Annotated in this window: 20 protein-coding genes; 11 read left to right on the plus strand and 9 right to left on the minus strand. The window is 73.0% G+C overall.

Annotation, left to right across the window (positions count from 1 at the left end; all coding sequences use genetic code 11):
- Window positions 1-52: 52 nt before the first annotated feature.
- Window positions 53-964: a Gfo/Idh/MocA family protein gene (locus ACFWPQ_RS24635; protein ID WP_384038588.1), complete on the plus strand. Its 912-nt coding sequence runs from the start codon at window positions 53-55 to the stop codon at window positions 962-964.
- Here ACFWPQ_RS24635 and lnt read toward each other — a convergent pair.
- From lnt to ACFWPQ_RS24650, 3 genes are all read right to left on the minus strand, one after another.
- On the minus strand, window positions 882-2456 hold the full coding sequence (gene lnt, locus ACFWPQ_RS24640) for an apolipoprotein N-acyltransferase (protein WP_384038591.1): 1575 nt from the start codon (window positions 2454-2456) through the stop codon (window positions 882-884). The two genes, ACFWPQ_RS24635 and lnt, sit on opposite strands and share 83 nt — an antisense overlap.
- Window positions 2457-2532: 76 nt before the next feature.
- The gene (locus tag ACFWPQ_RS24645) at window positions 2533-3018 is read right to left on the minus strand and encodes a nuclear transport factor 2 family protein (RefSeq protein WP_361299495.1); all 486 of its coding nucleotides are present in this window, start codon (window positions 3016-3018) and stop codon (window positions 2533-2535) included.
- 91 nt (window positions 3019-3109) lie between these two features.
- The gene (locus ACFWPQ_RS24650; protein ID WP_384038595.1) at window positions 3110-3778 is read right to left on the minus strand and encodes a hypothetical protein; all 669 of its coding nucleotides are present in this window, start codon (window positions 3776-3778) and stop codon (window positions 3110-3112) included.
- 204 nt (window positions 3779-3982) lie between these two features.
- Here ACFWPQ_RS24650 and ACFWPQ_RS24655 point away from each other — a divergent pair, with 204 nt between their 5' ends.
- Together ACFWPQ_RS24655 and ACFWPQ_RS24660 are read left to right on the plus strand one after the other, a co-directional pair.
- Window positions 3983-4426, plus strand: coding sequence for a DUF4291 family protein (locus ACFWPQ_RS24655; protein WP_384038597.1), 444 nt, complete (start codon window positions 3983-3985; stop codon window positions 4424-4426).
- Between the two features lie 89 nt (window positions 4427-4515).
- Window positions 4516-5256, plus strand: a complete 741-nt coding sequence (locus ACFWPQ_RS24660; RefSeq protein ID WP_384038599.1) for an SDR family oxidoreductase — start codon at window positions 4516-4518, stop codon at window positions 5254-5256.
- Window positions 5257-5267: 11 nt separating this feature from the next.
- Here the strand turns inward: ACFWPQ_RS24660 and ACFWPQ_RS24665 are convergent, their stop codons facing one another.
- Both ACFWPQ_RS24665 and ACFWPQ_RS24670 read right to left on the minus strand, forming a co-directional pair.
- Entirely contained in the window at window positions 5268-5447 is a 180-nt protein-coding gene (locus ACFWPQ_RS24665) for a hypothetical protein (RefSeq protein WP_089105573.1), read from the minus strand.
- Window positions 5448-5751: 304 nt separating this feature from the next.
- Window positions 5752-6576, minus strand: a complete 825-nt coding sequence (locus ACFWPQ_RS24670; protein ID WP_384038602.1) for a helix-turn-helix domain-containing protein — start codon at window positions 6574-6576, stop codon at window positions 5752-5754.
- Window positions 6577-6710: 134 nt separating this feature from the next.
- Here ACFWPQ_RS24670 and ACFWPQ_RS24675 point away from each other — a divergent pair, with 134 nt between their 5' ends.
- Both ACFWPQ_RS24675 and ACFWPQ_RS24680 read left to right on the plus strand, forming a co-directional pair.
- Entirely contained in the window at window positions 6711-7418 is a 708-nt protein-coding gene (locus ACFWPQ_RS24675) for an alpha/beta fold hydrolase (RefSeq protein WP_384038605.1), read from the plus strand.
- Between the two features lie 53 nt (window positions 7419-7471).
- The gene (locus ACFWPQ_RS24680; RefSeq protein ID WP_384038608.1) at window positions 7472-7894 is read left to right on the plus strand and encodes a DUF4440 domain-containing protein; all 423 of its coding nucleotides are present in this window, start codon (window positions 7472-7474) and stop codon (window positions 7892-7894) included.
- 33 nt (window positions 7895-7927) lie between these two features.
- Here the strand turns inward: ACFWPQ_RS24680 and ACFWPQ_RS24685 are convergent, their stop codons facing one another.
- Window positions 7928-8803 (minus strand): undecaprenyl-diphosphate phosphatase, encoded by an 876-nt coding sequence (locus ACFWPQ_RS24685; RefSeq protein ID WP_384038611.1) that lies wholly within the window; start codon window positions 8801-8803, stop codon window positions 7928-7930.
- A 299-nt stretch (window positions 8804-9102) separates the two neighbouring features.
- Between ACFWPQ_RS24685 and ACFWPQ_RS24690 the strand changes: the two genes are divergently transcribed.
- Entirely contained in the window at window positions 9103-10260 is a 1158-nt protein-coding gene (locus tag ACFWPQ_RS24690; protein ID WP_384038614.1) for a Gfo/Idh/MocA family protein, read from the plus strand.
- Window positions 10257-11186, plus strand: coding sequence for a PmoA family protein (locus ACFWPQ_RS24695; RefSeq protein WP_384038617.1), 930 nt, complete (start codon window positions 10257-10259; stop codon window positions 11184-11186). The genes ACFWPQ_RS24690 and ACFWPQ_RS24695 overlap by 4 nt, the downstream gene beginning before the upstream one ends.
- 124 nt (window positions 11187-11310) lie before the next feature.
- On the opposite strand, the gene ACFWPQ_RS24700 is transcribed toward ACFWPQ_RS24695, so the two are convergent.
- Window positions 11311-11781: a winged helix-turn-helix transcriptional regulator gene (locus ACFWPQ_RS24700; protein ID WP_384038620.1), complete on the minus strand. Its 471-nt coding sequence runs from the start codon at window positions 11779-11781 to the stop codon at window positions 11311-11313.
- 115 nt (window positions 11782-11896) lie between these two features.
- Between ACFWPQ_RS24700 and ACFWPQ_RS24705 the strand changes: the two genes are divergently transcribed.
- Window positions 11897-13069 (plus strand): thiolase family protein, encoded by a 1173-nt coding sequence (locus ACFWPQ_RS24705; protein WP_384038623.1) that lies wholly within the window; start codon window positions 11897-11899, stop codon window positions 13067-13069.
- A gap of 127 nt (window positions 13070-13196) precedes the next feature.
- Here the strand turns inward: ACFWPQ_RS24705 and ACFWPQ_RS24710 are convergent, their stop codons facing one another.
- Window positions 13197-13958 carry a TVP38/TMEM64 family protein gene (locus ACFWPQ_RS24710; protein WP_384038629.1) on the minus strand — a complete coding sequence of 254 codons (762 nt, stop codon included), beginning with the start codon at window positions 13956-13958 and terminating at the stop codon, window positions 13197-13199.
- A 51-nt stretch (window positions 13959-14009) separates the two neighbouring features.
- Here ACFWPQ_RS24710 and ACFWPQ_RS24715 point away from each other — a divergent pair, with 51 nt between their 5' ends.
- The 3 genes from ACFWPQ_RS24715 (at window position 14010) to ACFWPQ_RS24725 (ending at window position 16455) form a co-directional block, all read left to right on the plus strand.
- A complete protein-coding gene (locus ACFWPQ_RS24715) occupies window positions 14010-14177 on the plus strand; it encodes a hypothetical protein (RefSeq protein ID WP_361299625.1) in 168 nt (55 codons plus the stop codon).
- Window positions 14178-14292: 115 nt separating this feature from the next.
- Window positions 14293-15462: an elongation factor Tu gene (tuf, locus tag ACFWPQ_RS24720; protein ID WP_361299449.1), complete on the plus strand. Its 1170-nt coding sequence runs from the start codon at window positions 14293-14295 to the stop codon at window positions 15460-15462.
- Window positions 15463-15609: 147 nt separating this feature from the next.
- On the plus strand, window positions 15610-16455 hold the full coding sequence (locus ACFWPQ_RS24725; RefSeq protein ID WP_384038634.1) for a spermidine synthase: 846 nt from the start codon (window positions 15610-15612) through the stop codon (window positions 16453-16455).
- Here the strand turns inward: ACFWPQ_RS24725 and ACFWPQ_RS24730 are convergent.
- Entirely contained in the window at window positions 16417-17727 is a 1311-nt protein-coding gene (locus ACFWPQ_RS24730) for an MFS transporter (protein ID WP_384038637.1), read from the minus strand. The two genes, ACFWPQ_RS24725 and ACFWPQ_RS24730, sit on opposite strands and share 39 nt — an antisense overlap.
- Window positions 17728-17742: the final 15 nt, after the last annotated feature.

Here is a 17742-nt window from a genome sequence, read left to right on the forward strand (position 1 = left end):
GGCCCGTATGCTTCCGCACAGGCACGCGTAGGCAACCGCTAGGGGAGCGCCAGTGAAGGTCGGCTGCATCGGACTCGGCGACATCGCGCAGAAGGCGTACCTGCCGGTGCTGGCCACCCAGCCGGGACTCGAACTCCACCTGCAGACCCGTACCCCCGCCACCCTCGCCAGGGTCGCCGACAGCCTCCGCCTGCCCGCCGGCCACCGGCACGCGACCCTCGACGACCTCCTCGCCCAGGATCTCGACGCCGCCTTCGTGCACGCGGCCACCGTCGCCCACCCCGAGATCGTCACCCGGCTGCTGGAGGCGGGCGTACCGACGTACGTCGACAAGCCCCTCGCCTACCGACTGGAAGACTCCGAGCGCCTCGTGAGCCTGGCCGAGGCGCGGAACGTGTCGCTGTCCGTCGGCTTCAACCGGCGCCACGCCCCCGGCTACGTGCAGTGCGCCGACCACCCGCGCGAGCTGATCCTGATGCAGAAGAACCGCATCGGGCTGCCCGAGGAACCCCGCACCATGATCCTCGACGACTTCATCCACGTCGTCGACACCCTGCGCTTCCTCGCCCCCGGCCCGGTCGAGGACGTGACCGTCCGCGCCCGGGTCGTCGACGGCCTGCTGCACCACGTGGTGCTCCAGCTCGCCGGGGACGGCTTCACCGCGCTCGGCGTGATGAACAGGCTCAGCGGCTCGGCCGAGGAGATCCTGGAGGTCTCCGGGCAGGACACCAAGCGCCAGGTCCTCAACCTCGCCGAGGTGATCGACCACAAGGGGCAGCCGACGGTGCGGCGGCGCGGCGACTGGGTGCCGGTCGCCCGGCAGCGCGGCATCGAGCAGGCCGTCCTCGCCTTCCTCGACGCCGCCCGCGCCGGGAAGGTGCTCAGCGCCCGTGACGCACTGGCGACCCATGAGCTGTGCGAGCAGGTGGTACGAGAGGTTCTCCGGCACCCCGGCGCAGCCTGACCGTCCGCAGCCCCTCGGTCAGGCAGTAGGCGGCCAGCACCAGCAGCGCGCCGTCCACCGGCCAGTCGCCGTACCGCACGAACGGCGTGACACCGCGGGCGACCGGCACCTCGTAGACCCGGGCGGTGCTCGCGTCGGTGCCGAGCCAGGGCCCGATGCGCTCGCCGCCCGGGCCGTAGACGGCGGAGACCCCGGTGAGCGTGGCGTGGACCATGGTGCGGCCGGTCTCGGCGGCCCGGAGCGCGGCCAGCGAGGCGTGCTGCTCGGGGGCCCAGCTGTCCTGGAAGGTAGAGGTCGACGACTGGCCGATCAGCACCTGCGCGCCGTCCTGGGCGAGATGCCGGCTCATGTCGGGGAACGCCGTCTCGAAGCAGACCATCGGGCCGACCCGCAGGCCGTGGCCGACGTCCATCACCACCTGCTCGGTGCCGCGCCGCCGGTCCTCGCCGGCCGCCTTGCCGACCGAGGTGGCCCAGCCGAGCAGGGAGCGCGCCGGTATGTACTCGCCGAACGGGACCAGGCGCATCTTGTCGTACCGCTGCCCGGTCGGGCCGTCGGCGCCCACCAGGAGGGAGCTCTTGTAGATGCCGGGCCGGTCGGAGCGCCGGGCGTCGACGTTGACCAGGATGTCAGCTCCGGTCTCCCGCGAGAGGGCCGCGATCCGCCGCGCGAGGTCGGGCCGGTCCCCGAGGTCGTACCCCACGCTGCTCTCGCCCCAGACGATCAGGTCCGGGTGCTGCCCGGCCAGCTGCCGGGTCAGCTGCTCCTCCCGGGCGAAGCGCCGGTCGCCGCTGTCGCCGCCGTCGACGATGCCGGGTTGCACGATCGCGATCCGGACGTGGCCGTCGACGTCCGGGCGCGGCGACCACACCCAGGCCGCGGAGGTCGCGGCGGCCGTGGCCACCAGCGAGGCCACCGCGGGCACGCGTGCCTCCCGCACGGATATGAGCACGGCGACCGCGACATTGACGGCCACCACCAGGAAGCTCAGCAGCCACACCCCGCCGACCGAGGCCAGCCGCAGCGCCGGCGTCACCTGCCATTGAGTCGCGCCGAGCATGCCCCACGGCCCGCCGAGCCCCTGCCAGGACCGCGCCAGCTCCACCATCAGCCAGCCCGACGGCAGCACCAGCACCGCGACCGCGGCCCGCCCCGGCGACGGCACCCCGCCCAGCAGCCGGCGGGTCACCCAGCCCCAGGGCGCCCAGACCACGCTCAGCAGCCCGGCGATCAGGAAGATGAAGACGTGCAGGCTCGGCAGCAGCCAGTGGTGCACGGCGACCATGAACCCGAACCCGCCGCACCAGCCGTCGAACGCCGCCCGCCGCCCGGTCGGCGCCGAGCGTGCCAGCAGCAGCCAGGGGACCAGCGCGACATAGGCGAGCCACCACAGCGACGGCGCCGGGAAGGCCAGCACCGGCAGGGCGCCGGCCAGCGCCCCGACGCAGGAACGCCGCCACGGGGAGGTGAGCCAGCGTTCGACGGTCCTCATCCATCGCCTCCTGCCCGCGGGTCCTTCCAGTGTGCGGGACCGGGCGGGATCTCCGACAGGGGGTACGGGAGCGGGCTCAGTCGGGGACGGCCACCGCACGCGGGTCCGGCAGTCGGCGCCACCTCTCCTCGACGACCACCTGACGCAGCCGCCAGCCGTCCCGGGTGCGCAGGAACGCGAAGGAGTAGCGGCCGCCGCACACGAAGTCCGGGGCGGTGGAGGTGCCGTCGCCGCCGGCGAAACGCATCGGGTTGACGTAGTCGGCCCGCAGGTGGGCGGTGTCGCCGGTGTCGTGGTCCAGGATCCCGAACCGCACCCGGCGGTTGACGATCAGATGCTGCCGCATCGAGAAGAGCGTCAGGTTCTCCGCGAGCCACCCGGCCACCTGCCCGGCATCGCCCTCGATCCCGCCGGCGGAGCGGTAGTCGGCCCGTCCGCCCGCCGCGAACAGCTCCCGGTACGCCGTCCAGTCACCGTCGTCGACGGCCGCCGCGTACTCGGTGACCACCTCGTCCACGGCCAGCCGGTCCATCACGGTCGCGAGCTCCACACGCTGCGTCATCGGCTCAGTGTTGGGCACGCGGCGGGCGGAGCCAAGAGGAACGGGCGATATTCGGTGGTGTTCGAATGCAGATTCCCGAACAAGCGCCTGGCTACGGACGTTGGGAGGCCGCCGGCTCGCGGAGCTTGTCCAACTGCGCCGTGATGATCTCTTCCGGTACGACGGCCGGGTCCTTGCCCCTCGCCCCTCGGGGGAGGTGGAACGCGTAGAACATGGCGACCGTGGCCCCCTGCCGAACGGCCACCACCGCGTGGGGAACGCGGACGGGCTCGTCGTCCTCGCTGTCCGCCGCGAGCTGGGTGAGCCGCAGGGAGACGGATTCGTCCCCGTAGCCGGGATCGGGCTGGAGCGCGGTCCCGTCGTACCGGAAGCCCACCCCGATGTCCTTGAAGGTCCCGCACCGCTCGGCGGCCGTGCGGAGTGCGTCGATCACCCGTGCGGCATCCCCGGAGTCGTGCGACGAGAGGATCACGGACGCTCCGGGGCCGTGGTCCTTCGAGGTGATCATCCGGCCGGTGCGCGCGGTGGCCGCGAAGCCGCTGCTTCCGCCGAGTGCCTGGACGACGGGTGCGCATTCCGCGGGATCCGCGGTCCGGTGGGACGCCGCGGTACCGGCCAGGATCCGTTCGACCTCGTAGCCGTCGAGATCCGCGCCGGTGACCGCGACCCGCTCCAGGTCCGCCTTGCCCAAGGGCCTGTCCTCCGCGCCGGCCGTGCTGGTCTCCGCGCACGCGGCGAGCGCCGAGAGGGTCATGAGCATGGCGAAAGTGAGCCCGTGAGCCCGCCCGACCCGTGCTTCGCGAATCACTGTCTTCCCCACCCGTTCGACTCGATGAGCTCGCGCAGGCTCCCCGCCGGCCCAGAAGCCCCGCCCGCCCGGGCCCTCCGCCCCGGCTCGGACGCCGAGCAGCAGCGTAGATCGTCGGATCGGGACGCGGTACGGGTTTTGGGGCTGCGACGGGGCATGAGGGACCGCGGAACCGGGGTCGTGGCCCGCGAAGGCCATGCCCATGACGAGACCGGCCACCTCCGCCAGCCGGCGGGCACGGTCCAGCGTCCCGACAGCCGCCGGGACTCCGCCGACGGCACAGGGCGATCGAGGACGTACGGCTGTGGCCGGGGCACCGGGGCACCGGGGCACCGGGGAGGGCGGGGGACGGTCCTCGCCGTCAAGATCCGGCCGGACGGGATCCGGCCGGACGGCTTCGCGTGGGTGCTGCGGCACGCGTGCCCGTCCCCCTGTGTCTCCGGACCGCATGAGTACCGGGCCCCCTGGCAACGGGAGTTGCGGCGCGCGCCCGCGCGGGTGCGGTGGGATGTCGAGCGGGCGCTGCGCTTCGACGCGCTGCCGCACCGGTCCCTTCGGTTGGGCCTCCCGGGTGAGGCGGCCGATCGGTCGGGCTGTTGACCGAGGAGCAGGCGTACCCCGTGGCCGACGGGATGCCCGCGCGTCCGCGGTCGTAAGATCGCCGTCCGGTCGGTTCGAGGAGGTTCGCGATGGCACGTCCCGTCACGGTGGTCACCGGCGGCAGCCGGGGTATCGGTGCCGCCGCCTGTCTGCGGCTCGCGGCCGACGGGCACGACGTGGTGATCGGTTACGTCCGGGACGCCGACGCCGCCGAAGCGGTCGCGGAGGGGGTGCGCAAGGGCGGGGCCCGCTGTGCTGTCGTCCGGGTGGACACGGCCGTGGAGGCCGACGTGGAGCGGCTGTTCGACACGGCGGAGCGGGAACTGGGCGCCGTCACCGGGCTGGTGAACAACGCCGCCGTGACCGGGCCGTTCGGGCGGCTGGCCGACGCGGAGACCGCGGATCTGCGCCGGGTCGTGGAGGTCAACCTGCTGGGCACGCTGCTGTGTTCACGCCGGGCGGCCCGGCTGATGGCACCGCGCGGCAGCGGGGCGATCGTGAACGTGTCCTCGGCGGCGGCCACTCTCGGCAGCCCCGGCGAGTACGTCCACTACGCGGCGACCAAGGCGGCCGTCGACGCCCTCACCGTGGGCCTCGCCAAGGAACTGGGCCCGGACGGTGTGCGGGTCAACGCGGTGGCGCCCGGTGTGATCGACACGGAGATCCACGCGGCGATGGGCGACCCCGGCCGGGCCGACCGGGTCGGTGCCACCACGCCGTTGGGCCGCGCCGGCCGGGCCGAGGAGATCGCCGCCGCGATCGCCTGGCTGCTGTCGCCCGATGCCTCCTACACGACGGGCACGGTGCTGCGGGTCGCCGGCGGCCGCTGAACCCTCGGCCGTCAGGCCGCCTCGATGATCTGCTCGCGGATCGCCGCGGCCCACTCGACCACCAGCAGTTCGTACTCCGTCCGCTCCTGGGCCGACAGTGTTCCGCCCGCACGCAGCCACAGCGCCCGGATGTGCTCGTTGACCTCGGCAGCAGACCGCACGGAACCAGGGGTTCGGGAATCGGGGGACATACCGAACAGCGTAGGGGCAAGAACTGACCCTGCGCCACCGGGCCACTACGCAGACCGTATGGGGTTGGTCACGGGCGGTACGGCGGGCGGACCGCCGAGTCCTGGCATTTGCCGGGCCGCCGGCCGGGCTCCGGACCGGGCCCCGCGCCCGTGTACAGGCCTTGTACCGGCCTTCGCCCTCGCCGGAGCCGGTGCGCTGCCCCCGAACCGCCGGAGGACGACCCGAGTCGGGGGTTGGCCGAGATGCGGCGCCCGGCCGTCCTCGACCGTCCTCGGCCCGTCTTCACCCCCTCCTCGACCGTCCTCATCCCGTCGGCAGCTCCGAGGCGAGCAGCGCGAGCTTCTCGGCGCTGCCGCTGCCCGGGTCCGGGTGGTAGACGACGAGCGTCTGCCCCGCCGTGCCGCTGACCCTCAGCCGCTCCCGGTTCAGTCGCAGCCGGCCGACCCGGGGGTGGTCGATGACCTTGGCCGCGCCGTCGCAGGAAGCCACGTCGTGCCGGGCCCAGAGCCGGCTGAAGTGCGGGCTGGCGAGGGAGAGTTCGCCGACGAGGTCGACGACGCGGGGGTCGTCCGTGTCCGCCCCGACGGAACTGCGGAAGCCGGCGACCATCCCGGCACCGGCCTCCTCCCAGCCGGGGTGGAGGGCCTGCTCGGCGGGGTCGAGGAAGGTGTCCCGCAGCCGGTTGGCGCCGACCGAGAAGCGCGGCGACAGCGCCGTCGCCAGGGCGTTGACGGCGAGGACGTCGAAGTAGCGGCCCTCGACGAGGGCGGGCAGCGGCAGGCCGGCGACGAGCTGGGCGACGCCCGGCGGAACGGTCTCCCGCCGGACCCGGCGCCGGCGCCGGCGGGGCCGGTCGGCGCCGAGGCGGAGCAGATAGGCCGTCGCGTCCTCGTCGAGCCGCAGGACGCGGGCGAGGGACTCCAGGACCTGTACGGAGGGGTTGCGGTCGCGGCCCTGCTCCAGGCGCAGGTAGTAGTCGGCGCTGATGCCGGCCAGCATCGCGACCTCCTCCCGGCGCAGGCCCGGCACCCGCCGTACGCCCAGCACGGGAATGCCGACCTGCTCCGGCGTGACCAGCTCGCGGCGGGCGCGCACGTAGGCGCCCAGCAGGTTCGGTTCGTCGGTCATCCCGCCACCGTAATGCGGTCCCCGTGCCCGTGCCTGGTCCTGTCACCCCCAGGATCACCGGGGCTCTGCCCGGTCCGGAGCCGCCCCGGAAGCGTGGTCGGTGACAGCGACGAGGCAAGCCGAGGAGCACGATCATGTCGACCTATCTGCTGGTGCACGGCGCCTGGCACAGCGGGGAGTGCTGGGAGCGGGTGGTCCCCCTGCTGGCGGCGGCCGGGCACCGGGTGTACGCGCCGTCCCTGACCGGGCACGGCGAGAAGACCTCGCTGCTCGGCCCGGACATCGGCCTCGACACCCATGTGGCCGACGTCGTCGGGCTGATCAGGGACGAGGACCTCACCGACGTCGTCCTCGTCGGACACAGTTACGCGGGGCTGGTCGTCTCGTCCGCCGCCAACGAAGTCCCGGACCGCGTCGGCCACTTGGTCTATCTCGACGCGATGGTCCCGGAGCACGGCGAGACCGCGGCGGACGTCCAGCCCGTGAGCCGGACCCTGATCGAGCGGGCCCTCGCCTCCGACAGCGGCTGGCGGGTTCCGCCGCTGCCCGAACTGCCGCCGCCCCACGGGCTGTTCGGGGTGACCGAGGCGGCGGACGTGGCGTGGCTGCGCACCATGCTCTCCGACCAGTCGGTGCGCAGCCTCCAGCAGCCGGTCCGCCTGGACGATCCGGCCGTTCGTACCATCCCCCGGACCCACATCCACTGCGTGGCGAACATCCCGGAGGGCGTCGTGCGCCGTCCGGTCCCCGCGGCCGAGCGGGTGTGGGAACTGCCCACCGGCCACGACTGCATGATCACCATGCCGGCCGAACTCGCGGAGCTGCTGCTCGAGCTGGGCTGACCCCGGGCGGATATTCGCTGGGCCCGGCAGCGGCCTGTCCATAGGGTCGGCGTATGACGGACGAGAACCTGCAGGCCGCGGACGGGAACCAGCGGGCTGCGGATGGGAACCAGCGGGCGGTACAGGCAGCCGTCGACGCGGAGCTGCGGCTGCTCGATCCCGAGGTGCGTGCCCGCCCGGACCTCGTCCTGGAACTGCTCGACCCGGGGTTCACCGAGGTCGGGGTGTCCGGCCGTCGCTGGGACGCGGCGTCGATCCTGACGGTGACCGGCGGCGGGTCGGTGTCCCCGGAGTCACCGGTCGAGGTGACCGAGATGTCCGGGACCGTACTGGCCCCGGGCATCGTGCACCTGACGTACTTCGCCGACAACCGTGGCCGCCGGGCCTGGCGCAGTTCCCTGTGGCGGCTCACGGAGACGGGGTGGCGCATGTACTACCACCAGGGGACCCCGGCCGCGCGGCCGACAGCGCGCTGACGGGACCCGGCGCGGCCCTTCCCGGCGGAGCGCCTAGCTCGCCGACTCGGCCGCGTGCGGGCTGAGGACGTCCGCCGAGACCAGGGTGATGATGACGATGCCGAGCGCGATGCGGTACCAGACGAACGGCATGAAGCTCTTGTTGGAGATCCACTTCATGAACCACGCGATCACCGCGTATCCGGACGCGAACGCGATCACCGTGGCGAACAGGGTCGGGCCCCAGGCCACCTCGCCCGCGCCCACCGAGTCCTTGACCTCGAAGGCGCCGGAGGCCAGCACCGCCGGGACGGCCAGCAGGAAGGAGTAGCGGGCCGCGGCCTCGCGCCGGTAGCCCATGAACAGGCCGCCGCTGATGGTGGCGCCGGAGCGGGAGACGCCGGGGATCAGGGCGCAGGCCTGGCAGAGGCCGAAGATCAGGCCGTCTTTGACCCCGAGGTTCTCCAGCGTCTTGCGCTGCTTGGGCGCCCGGTGCTTGCCGCCCGTCTCGTCGCGGGCCGCGAGCCGGTCGGCGACGCCGATGACGATGCCGACGACGATGAGCATGGTCGCGGTGATCCGCAGATCGCGGAACGGGCCCTCGATCTGGTCCTTGAGCGTCACGCCCAGCACACCGATCGGTATCGAGCCGACGATCACCAGCCAGCCCATCTGGGCGTCGTGGTTCCCCCGCATCGCCTTGGTGTACAGCGACCGGAACCAGGCCGAGACGATCCGCCCGATGTCCTTGCGGAAGTAGATCAGCACCGCGGTCTCCGTGCCGATCTGGGTGATCGCCGTGAAGGCGGCGCCCGGATCCTCCCAGCCGGAGAAGGCCGCGGTCAGCCGCAGATGCGCGCTGGAGGAGACGGGCAGGAACTCGGTCAGCCCCTGGACGAGGCCGAGGACCAGCGATTCAAACCAAGACATGAAGGTACGGCGTCCCAGGGGTGAGGAAGGGGCTGGCGGTCGCGCGGGCGCACGTGCATCGCACGGGCGCACGTGATCATGCGCGTGCAACGGCAGCGTAGCGGGCCGGGGTGACAGCGGGGACACAGGGGTTCGGCAGATGGACGCCTGGCCACGGGGTGTTGACCGGTCAAGGTGCCGCCGCTTACGTTTCTGCAGGAGAAAGCGCTTGCTCCCGCACATCGGGGTGCGTGTGCGGCGCACGTCGGGCGGGACTTCGCCCATCGCCGGTACACGCCCGAGGAGTGCTGATCACGTCCATGCCCCGCTCCCCCCGCTCGACAGCCCCCTTCGCCGGGCGGCGCATCCGAGCCGCCGTCGTCGGCGCCGGCGCCATCGGGCGCGGCTCCCATCTGCCCGCCCTCGCCCGGCTGGCCGAGGAGGGTGAGACCGAGGTCGTCGCCGCCGTCGACATCGATGCCACCGCCGTCGAGGAGTTCTGCGCCGAGGCCGGCATCCCGCACGCCTACACCGACCTGGACCGGATGCTCGCCGAACAGCGGCCCGACCTGGTGACCATCGGCACCCCGCCGACCCTGCACCGGGACCAGACGGTGGCCGCGCTGCGGGCCGGCGCCTGGGTGTGGTGCGAGAAGCCGCCGGTGCCGAGCCTCGCCGACTTCGACGCGGTCGAGGCGGAGGAGGGCACGGACGGCGGGCCGTACGCCTCCATCGTCTTCCAGCACCGGTTCGGCTCCGGGGCCGCCCACGTACGGCGGCTGCTGGCCGAGGGGGCACTGGGCCGTCCGCTGGTCGCCCACTGCCAGACCACCTGGTACCGGGACACCGCTTACTACGCGGTGCCCTGGCGGGGCCGCTGGGCGACCGAGGGCGGCGGCCCGGCGATGGGCCACGGCATCCACCAGACGGATCTCCTCCTCGACCTGCTCGGGCCGTGGAGCGAGGTGCGGGCGATGGCCGGCCGGCTGGTGCACGACGTGGAGACCGAGGACGTCTCCACCGCCCTGGTCCGGTTCGCGAACGGCGCCCTGGCCACGGTCGTGAACAGCGTGCTCAGCCCCGACGAGGTCAGCCGCATCCGCATCGACTGCGAGCGCGCGACGGTCGAACTGACCCATCTGTACGGGCACGCCAACGAGAACTGGCGCATCACCCCGGCACCGGGCGTCCCCGCCGACGAGGCGGCGGCCTGGCAGGACTTCGGCCCGGACGTGCCCAGCTCGCACCTGGCCCAGCTGCGCGAACTGGTCGCCGCCATGCGCGCGGGGGAGCGGCCGCGCAGCAGTGGCGCGGACGGGCGCACCAGCCTGGAGCTGGTCACCGCGCTGTACAAGGCGGCGTTCACCGACACGACCGTCCGCGCGGGCGAGATCGGTCCGGGTGATCCCTACTACACGGCCCTGCACGGGGGCGCCCCGGGCTGGGCGCCGGCCGAGCGCGAGGAGGTGTCCGCGTGAGCGGCGAGCTGCGGATCACGCACACCCACGGCGACCGGATCACCGTGACCGAGCCGGTCACCGGAGTGCAGCTCTTCTCGTACGTCTACCGGCCCGAGGCGGCCTGGGAGGCACCGAGGCCCTACCTGCACCCGATCCGTACCCTTGCCGGGGACGTCGTCACCGACTACCGCCCCAACGACCACCGTTGGCACAAGGGTCTCTCCCTGACCGCCTCGCACCTGTCGGGCGCGAACCTGTGGGGCGGCAACTCCTATGTCCACGGCCAGGGTTACCTCGCCATCCCGGAACGCGTCGGCTCGATGCGGCACACCGGCTTCGACGAACTGTCCTCGGCCGACGGCCGCCTGGTCGTCGCGGAGCGGCTGACCTGGCATCCGTACGACGGGACGCTGTGGGCGGAGGAACGGCGCCGCGTCGAGGTCCACGACGTGGACCCCGGGGTGGGTTCCTGGGCGCTCACCTGGACCAGCGCGATCACCAACCGCCGTGCCGAGCCCCTGCTGTTCGGCAGCCCGACCACGGCGGGGCGCGAACAGGCGGGCTACACCGGCCTGTTCTGGCGCGGCCCGCGCGCCTTCCGGGACGGCAGGATCATCGGCCCCGAGGGGGAGGGCCCGGAGTCCATGGGGTCCCAGTCCGTCTGGCTGGCCCTGTCCGGCGAGCACGACGGCACCGACGGCCATGCCACCGTCGTCTTCGAACACGCCCCGGAGAACGACCACTCGGGCACCCATGGCGGGCACCCCGCGCACTGGTTCGTGCGCAACGACCCGTTCGCCGGCATCGCCCCCTCCTGGGCCTTCCACGACGAGCTGGAACTGGCCCCCGGCGACACCCTCCGGCGCCGCTACCGGGTCGTCGTCGCCGACGGGGCCTGGGAGCGTGCGGACATCGCCAAGTACCTGGACGCGCATCCCTGGTGAGCGACGGGGCGGTCACGGTAGTGGGGCCGCGGGGCGACCCGATGTGGACCGCTGGGTGGCGGCCCGACGTGGACCGCTGGGGGAGTGGGCGGCTTGAGCTGGACCGCCGCGTGGAGCGGGCCGCTCAGCCGGCCTCCGGCCCGGTGACGGTCCAGCCCGGTGACTGGGGGTGGGCCGTCAGGTCCTCGTGCCGTACCGGGTCGCCGCAGGCCGTGCAGACGACGACCGGGGCGAGGGTCTTGCCGCAGTTGTGCTCGATCACCATGGGGCGGTCGCCGTCCGGGTGGAGATGGCGGTCGCCCCAGGCCATCAGGGTCATCAGGACCGGTTCCAGTTCGAGGCCCGCCGGGGTGGCCCGGTACTCGAAGCGCTGCGGCCGCTCGCTGTAGACGCGCTTGGTGAGGATCCCGGCGTCGACGAGCCGGCGCAGCCGGGTGGCCAGGATGTCGCGCGGGGCGCCGATGTTGCGCACCAGCCGGTCGAAGCGGCCGTTGCCCAGACACACCTCCCGCAGGACCAGCAGGGAGTACTTCTCGCCGACGAGCGCGAGGGCGTCGGCGATCGAGCACGGGCGGGGGTCCTTGGGGGCGGCCATGGGATCAGTCTAGTAGAGGGTTGGATTTCCAAACTCTCGGAGTTATGGTGGGTTCGGATTTCCTACTCACCGGTAATCGAGCCGGTGGTCGAGACTGGCAATCGAGGTCCCCGTGATGCGTGACGCAGTCATCGTCGAAGCCGTGCGCACCCCTGTCGGCAAGGGCAAGCCGAACGGGTCCCTGGCGCACGTCCACCCCGTAGAACTCCTCGCCCACACCCTGCGCACCCTCGTCGAGCGCTCCGGCGTCGACCCCGCCCTCATCGACGACGTGATCGGCGGCACCGTCGACCAGGTCGGCGAGCAGGCCATGAACACCACCCGGTACGCCGTCCTGTCCGCCGGCCTCCCCGAGACGGTCCCGGCGACCACGGTGGACCGTCAGTGCGGCTCCTCCCAGCAGGCCGTGCACTTCGCCGCGCAGGGGGTCATGTCCGGCGCCTACGACATCGTCGTCGCCTGTGGCGTCGAGTCGATGAGCCGGGTACCCATGTGGTCCAACGTGCCGGCCGGCAAGGACCCCTTCGGCCCCGGAGTCGCCGCGCGCTACCCGGAGGGGCTGGTGCCGCAGGGCATCAGCGCCGAGCTGATCGCCGCGAAGTGGTCCATCGGACGGGAGGAGATGGACGCCTTCGCGGTCTCCTCGCACCGGAAGGCGGCGGCCGCGTGGGCGGCGGGGCTGTTCGACGCGCAGGTCGCGCCGCTGGACGGCGTCGCCCGGGACGAGTCGGTACGGCCCGGCACCACCGCCGAGGTCCTCGCCGGGCTCAAGCCCGCCTACTACGACCCCGGGTTCGCCGAGCGGTTCCCGCAGATCGAGTGGAACGTCACGGCGGGCAACGCGAGCCCGATCAACGACGGCGCGTCCGCCGTGCTCATCACCTCCGGCGAGACCGCGGCGAGGCTCGGGCTACGGCCGCTGGCCCGGCTGCACTCGTTCGCCGTGACCGGGTCCGACCCGTTGCTGATGCTGACCGGCGTGATCCCGGCGACGGAGAAGGTGCTGCGGCGGGCCGGGCTGGGCATCGAGGACATCGACCTGTTCGAGGTGAACGAGGCGTTCTCCAGCGTGGTGCTGGCCTGGCGGCAGGAGACGGGGGCGGATCTCGCCAAGGTGAACGTGAACGGCGGGGCGATCGCCCTCGGGCATCCGCTGGGGGCGAGCGGGACTCGGCTGACGACGACGCTGGTGCATGCGATGCGGCAAAGCGGCGCTCGCTTCGGCCTGCAGACCATGTGTGAGGCGGGTGGGCTGGCGAACGCGATGATTTTGGAAGCGGTTCGGTAGGGGGCGGTGCGCCTAGGGGGGTGCCGCGTGGTGTCGTTGGGCGGCCGACGCGCCGTGGGGGCTGGTCGCGCAGTTCCCCGCGCCCCTTATGGGGCGCTGTAGTTACGGGGCGCTCTGCCCTAGGGGCTCATTTCGCGCGAAAGTGGTGGCGTTTCCGCCAGGCCACCACCGCGCCCGCCACCGCCGGTACGACGATGGCCGCCACCGAGATCAGGAAGACCGGGGACGTCGGGGTCGAGGCTCGGGCGCCTGCCACCACGTACGCGGCCACGTTCGGGATGGAGCCGAGGGCGGTGGCGACCAGGAACGGGGTGTACCGCATGCGGGAGACGGCGGCGGCGTAGTTCGCGGCCCAGAACGGGACGCCGGGGAACAGGCGTACCGCCAGCATCGAGCGGAAGCCGTGCTTGCTGAACTGGTTGTCCGCCGCCTTCAGCAGCCGGCCGCGCAGCAGCGGGCGCAGCGCCTCCTGGCCGAGCATCCGGCCGAGCGCGAAGGAGATCCACGCCCCGAGCACGGTGCCCACCATGGCCGCGCCCATGCCCGTCGCCGAGCCGAACAGCGCGCCGGCCGCGAAGTTCAGGATCGGCCGGGGCACGAACGCCACCGTGATCAGCCCGTACGCCACGGCGAAGATCACCACCGCGGTGGCGCCCGCCACCTGTGGCGGCCAGCCCCGCGTCATCAGTTTCTGGGGCTCGAAGAGCAGCACCGACGACGCGGCCGCCGCCAGCAGGGCGACGAGCAGGGACAGCCGGGACCACGGCGACAGCAGCACGCGCGTGCAGCGCGCGCCGAAGCTCACCGGGGCGGGCACGGCGATGGTCAGCTCCTCGGCGGCGACCCGGGGAGGGGCCGTGGCGGTGCCAGAGCGGTTGGCATCGAGCATTCGGCGACACTAACCGAAGCGGATGTGTGATCGCCGTATGGTTCCCGTCCCTTGGGTGAAATCGGCGCCGCGGAAAACCGTTCGACGTGGGGCGACGCGTCGGACATGATCTGTGTCATGTTCCGGTTCGCCTTCCTCGTCGCAGCATCCGCAGTCGCGGATGCGCCGAAGGCTGCCGTTCCCGTTCTCGCGGCCGCTGTCGACGGCGCCCGAAGCTGACCCTCCCCGGAAAGTCCGGCGGACCCCGCAGGGGGAGGGTCGGCCGGTTCCCCGGGGTCCCCGCGTCCCGCCCTGACGAGACGCATCACCGCTGACCAGGCTTCGAGGTACAGCCATGCCCAAGACGGCATACGTCCGCACCAAACCGCATCTCAACATCGGCACAATGGGCCACGTCGACCACGGCAAGACCACCCTGACCGCCGCCATCACCAAGGTCCTCGCCGAGCGCGGCACCGGCACGTTCGTGCCGTTCGACCGCATCGACCGGGCCCCGGAGGAGGCCGCCCGCGGCATCACCATCAACATCGCGCACGTCGAGTACGAGACCGACACCCGGCACTACGCCCACGTGGACATGCCGGGCCATGCCGACTACGTCAAGAACATGGTCACCGGGGCCGCGCAGCTGGACGGGGCGATCCTCGTCGTCTCCGCGCTCGACGGGATCATGCCGCAGACCGCCGAACACGTGCTGCTCGCCCGGCAGGTGGGCGTCGACCACATCGTCGTCGCGCTGACGATGGCCGACAGGGCCGACGAGGAGCTCGCGGAACTCGTGGAGTTGGAGGTCCGTGAACTGCTCACCGCGCAGGGGTACGGCGGCGACTCCGTGCCCGTCGTACGGGTCTCGGGGCTCAAGGCCCTGGAGGGGGACCCGCGTTGGACGGCGTCCGTCGAGGCGCTGCTCGACGCGGTGGACACGTACGTGCCGATGCCGGAGCGGTATCTGGACGCGCCGTTCCTGCTGCCGGTGGAGAACGTGCTCACCATCACCGGGCGAGGCACCGTGGTGACCGGGGCCGTGGAGCGGGGGACCGTGCGGGTCGGGGACCGGGTCGAGGTGCTCGGCGCGGACGTCGAGTCCGTCGTCACCGGGCTTGAGACCTTCGGGAAGCCGATGGACGAGGCGCAGGCCGGGGACAACGTGGCGCTGCTGTTGCGGGGCGTGCCCCGGGACGCGGTGCGGCGGGGGCACGTGGTGGCGGCGCCGGGGAGTGTGGTGCCGGCGCGGCGGTTCTCGGCGCGGGTGTACGTCCTGTCGGGGCGCGAAGGGGGTCGTACGACTCCCGTCTCGACGGGGTACCGGCCGCAGTTCTACATCCGTACGGCGGATGTGGTCGGGGACGTCGACCTCGGCGAGGCGGCGGTCGCCCGGCCCGGGGACACGGTGGAGATGACCGTGGAGCTGGGACGGGAGGTGCCGCTGGAGGCGGGGCTCGGGTTCGCCATCCGCGAGGGTGGCCGGACCGTGGGGGCGGGGACCGTGACCTCGGTGGAGTGAGGTCGCGGTGTGTGGGGGACTGCGGGCCGGTGGGGGCCGGTCGCGCAGTTCCTCCCCCGGCTTTCGGCCGGGGGTACCCCCAGCGCCCCTTGCGGGGCGATGCAGCCCCGCGCCCCCGAGTCGGTACCGGCACCGCACAATGGAGGAGTGAACGAAGCCATACCCGTCGTGCGTGTCACCGAGCACGGGACCGCCAAGCTGATGCCCGACGTCGATCGGGAGCGGGCCTGGTTGCTGACCGTCGACGGGGCGCCGCAGTCGTATGTGGATCTCGACGAGCCGACGCATCTCGAGTTCGAGTACGCCCGGCGGCTGGGGTATGTGCTGGACGCCGTGGCGGAGGCCGGCGCGCCCCTGGAGGTGCTGCATCTCGGCGGGGGCGCCTGCACGCTGCCCCGGTATGTGGCGGCGACCCGGCCGGGGTCCCGGCAGGATGTCGTGGACGCCGACCGGGAGCTGCTGGAGCTGGTCACCGAGCATCTGCCGTTGACGGACGGCACCGGGATCGCCCTGCACACCGCCGACGCGCGGGGCTGGCTGGAAGCGGCGCCCGGGGACTCCGCCGACGTGATCGTCGCCGATGTCTTCGGGGGGTCCCGGATCCCCGCGCATCTCACCTCGCTGGGGTATGCGCGCGAGGCCGAGCGGGTGCTGAGGGGCGACGGGGTCTACCTGGCCAACCTCGCGGACGCCGCGCCCTTCGGCTTCCTGCGTGCCCAACTCGCCACGTTCGCCGCCGTCTTCGAGGAGCTGGCGCTGATCGCCGAGCCGGGCGTGCTGCGCGGGCGCCGGTTCGGGAACGCGGTGCTCATCGCCTCGCACCGGCCGCTCGACGCCGGCGCGCTGGCCCGTCGTACGGCCGCCGACGCCTTCCCGGCGCGGGTCGAACACGGGCCCGCGCTGCGGGAGTTCATCGGCACGGCCCGGCCGGTCGGGGACGCGGACGCCGTACCGTCACCCGAGCCCCCCGGTGGAACGTTCGGGATCGGGTGAGGCGGCCGACGGCTGTGTGGTGACCGGCACCGTCCGGCGGGTGAGGTTGCGGACGTCCGGGACGAGCAGCACCGCGGCCGTCACGGCGACGACCACGCCCGCGCAGCCCCACAGGGCCGGGCCCCGGCCGAAGGCCTGCTCGGCGGGGCCCGCCAGCGCCGTCGCCAGGGGCAGCAGGGAGACGGAGCCGAACCAGTCGTAGGCCGAGACCCGGGAGAGCTTCTCCTCGGGGATCTCCTGGTGCAGGGCGGTCATCCAGGAGACGCCGAAGACCTCGACCGTGGCCCCGGCCAGGAACATCACCGCGCAGAGGGCTCCCACCGGGACGGGTACCGCCAGCGCCGCCGAGGGGAGCGCCAGCGGGAAGATGCAGAGGGTGCCGACGAACAGGAGCCGGCGGGGTTTCCAGCGGGTCATCAGGAGGGCGCCGGCCACCGTGCCCGCGCCGAAACAGGCGAGGGCGAGGCCCCAGGGTCCCGCGCCGCCGAGGCTGTCGCGGGCGACGAGCGGGCCGTACACCGCGTCGGTGGCGCCCACCATCGCGTTCGCGACCGAGAACTGGACGACGATCCCCCACAGCCAGGGACGGCCCGCGAACTCCCGCCAGCCCTCCCGGAGATCGGCCAGCATCCCCTCGCCCGGCGTGCGCGGCGGGACATGACTGACGTCGAGGAACGAGCGCAGCGCACCGGCGACCGCGAACGCCGCCGCGTCCACCGCCAGCACCCAGCCGGGGCCCACCGCCGCCACCAGCGCGCCGCCCAGGGCCGCACCCCCGAGGGCCGCGCTCTGCATCGCCATCCGGAACACGGCGAACGCACGGCCCGCCTGTTCGCCGCTCACCGAGGACAGCAGCATGCCCTCCGACGCCGGGCTGAAGAACGCCTGGCCGGTACCGCCCAACGCGGTGAGCAGCATCATCTGCCACAGGCGGGGCTCGCCGGTGAGCACGAGGACGGCGAAGGTGCCCTGGGAGAGGAAGTTGAGGGCGTTGGCCGAGACCATCACGCGATGACGGGGGAAACGGTCCGCCACCGCGCCGCCGACGAGCAGGAACAGCACCAGCGGGAAGGTGCGGGCGGCGGCCACCAGGCCGACGTCCCCGCCGTCGCCGCCCGCGTCCAGCACCGCGAACGCGGCGGCGATCAGCGAGCCGTTGGCGCCCAGGCTGGTCACGATCGTCGCCGCGGTCAGCAGGCTGTAGTTGCGCCCCGCCCAGGCGGGTCTGCGCAGCCGGGAACGGGTGCCGGGGGAGTCGGAGGCGGAGGTCACCGCCCGACTATCCCC

Origin of the sequence: Streptomyces sp. NPDC058464 (genome assembly GCF_042721035.1) — a bacterium.
Lineage (GTDB): Bacteria > Actinomycetota > Actinomycetes > Streptomycetales > Streptomycetaceae > Streptomyces.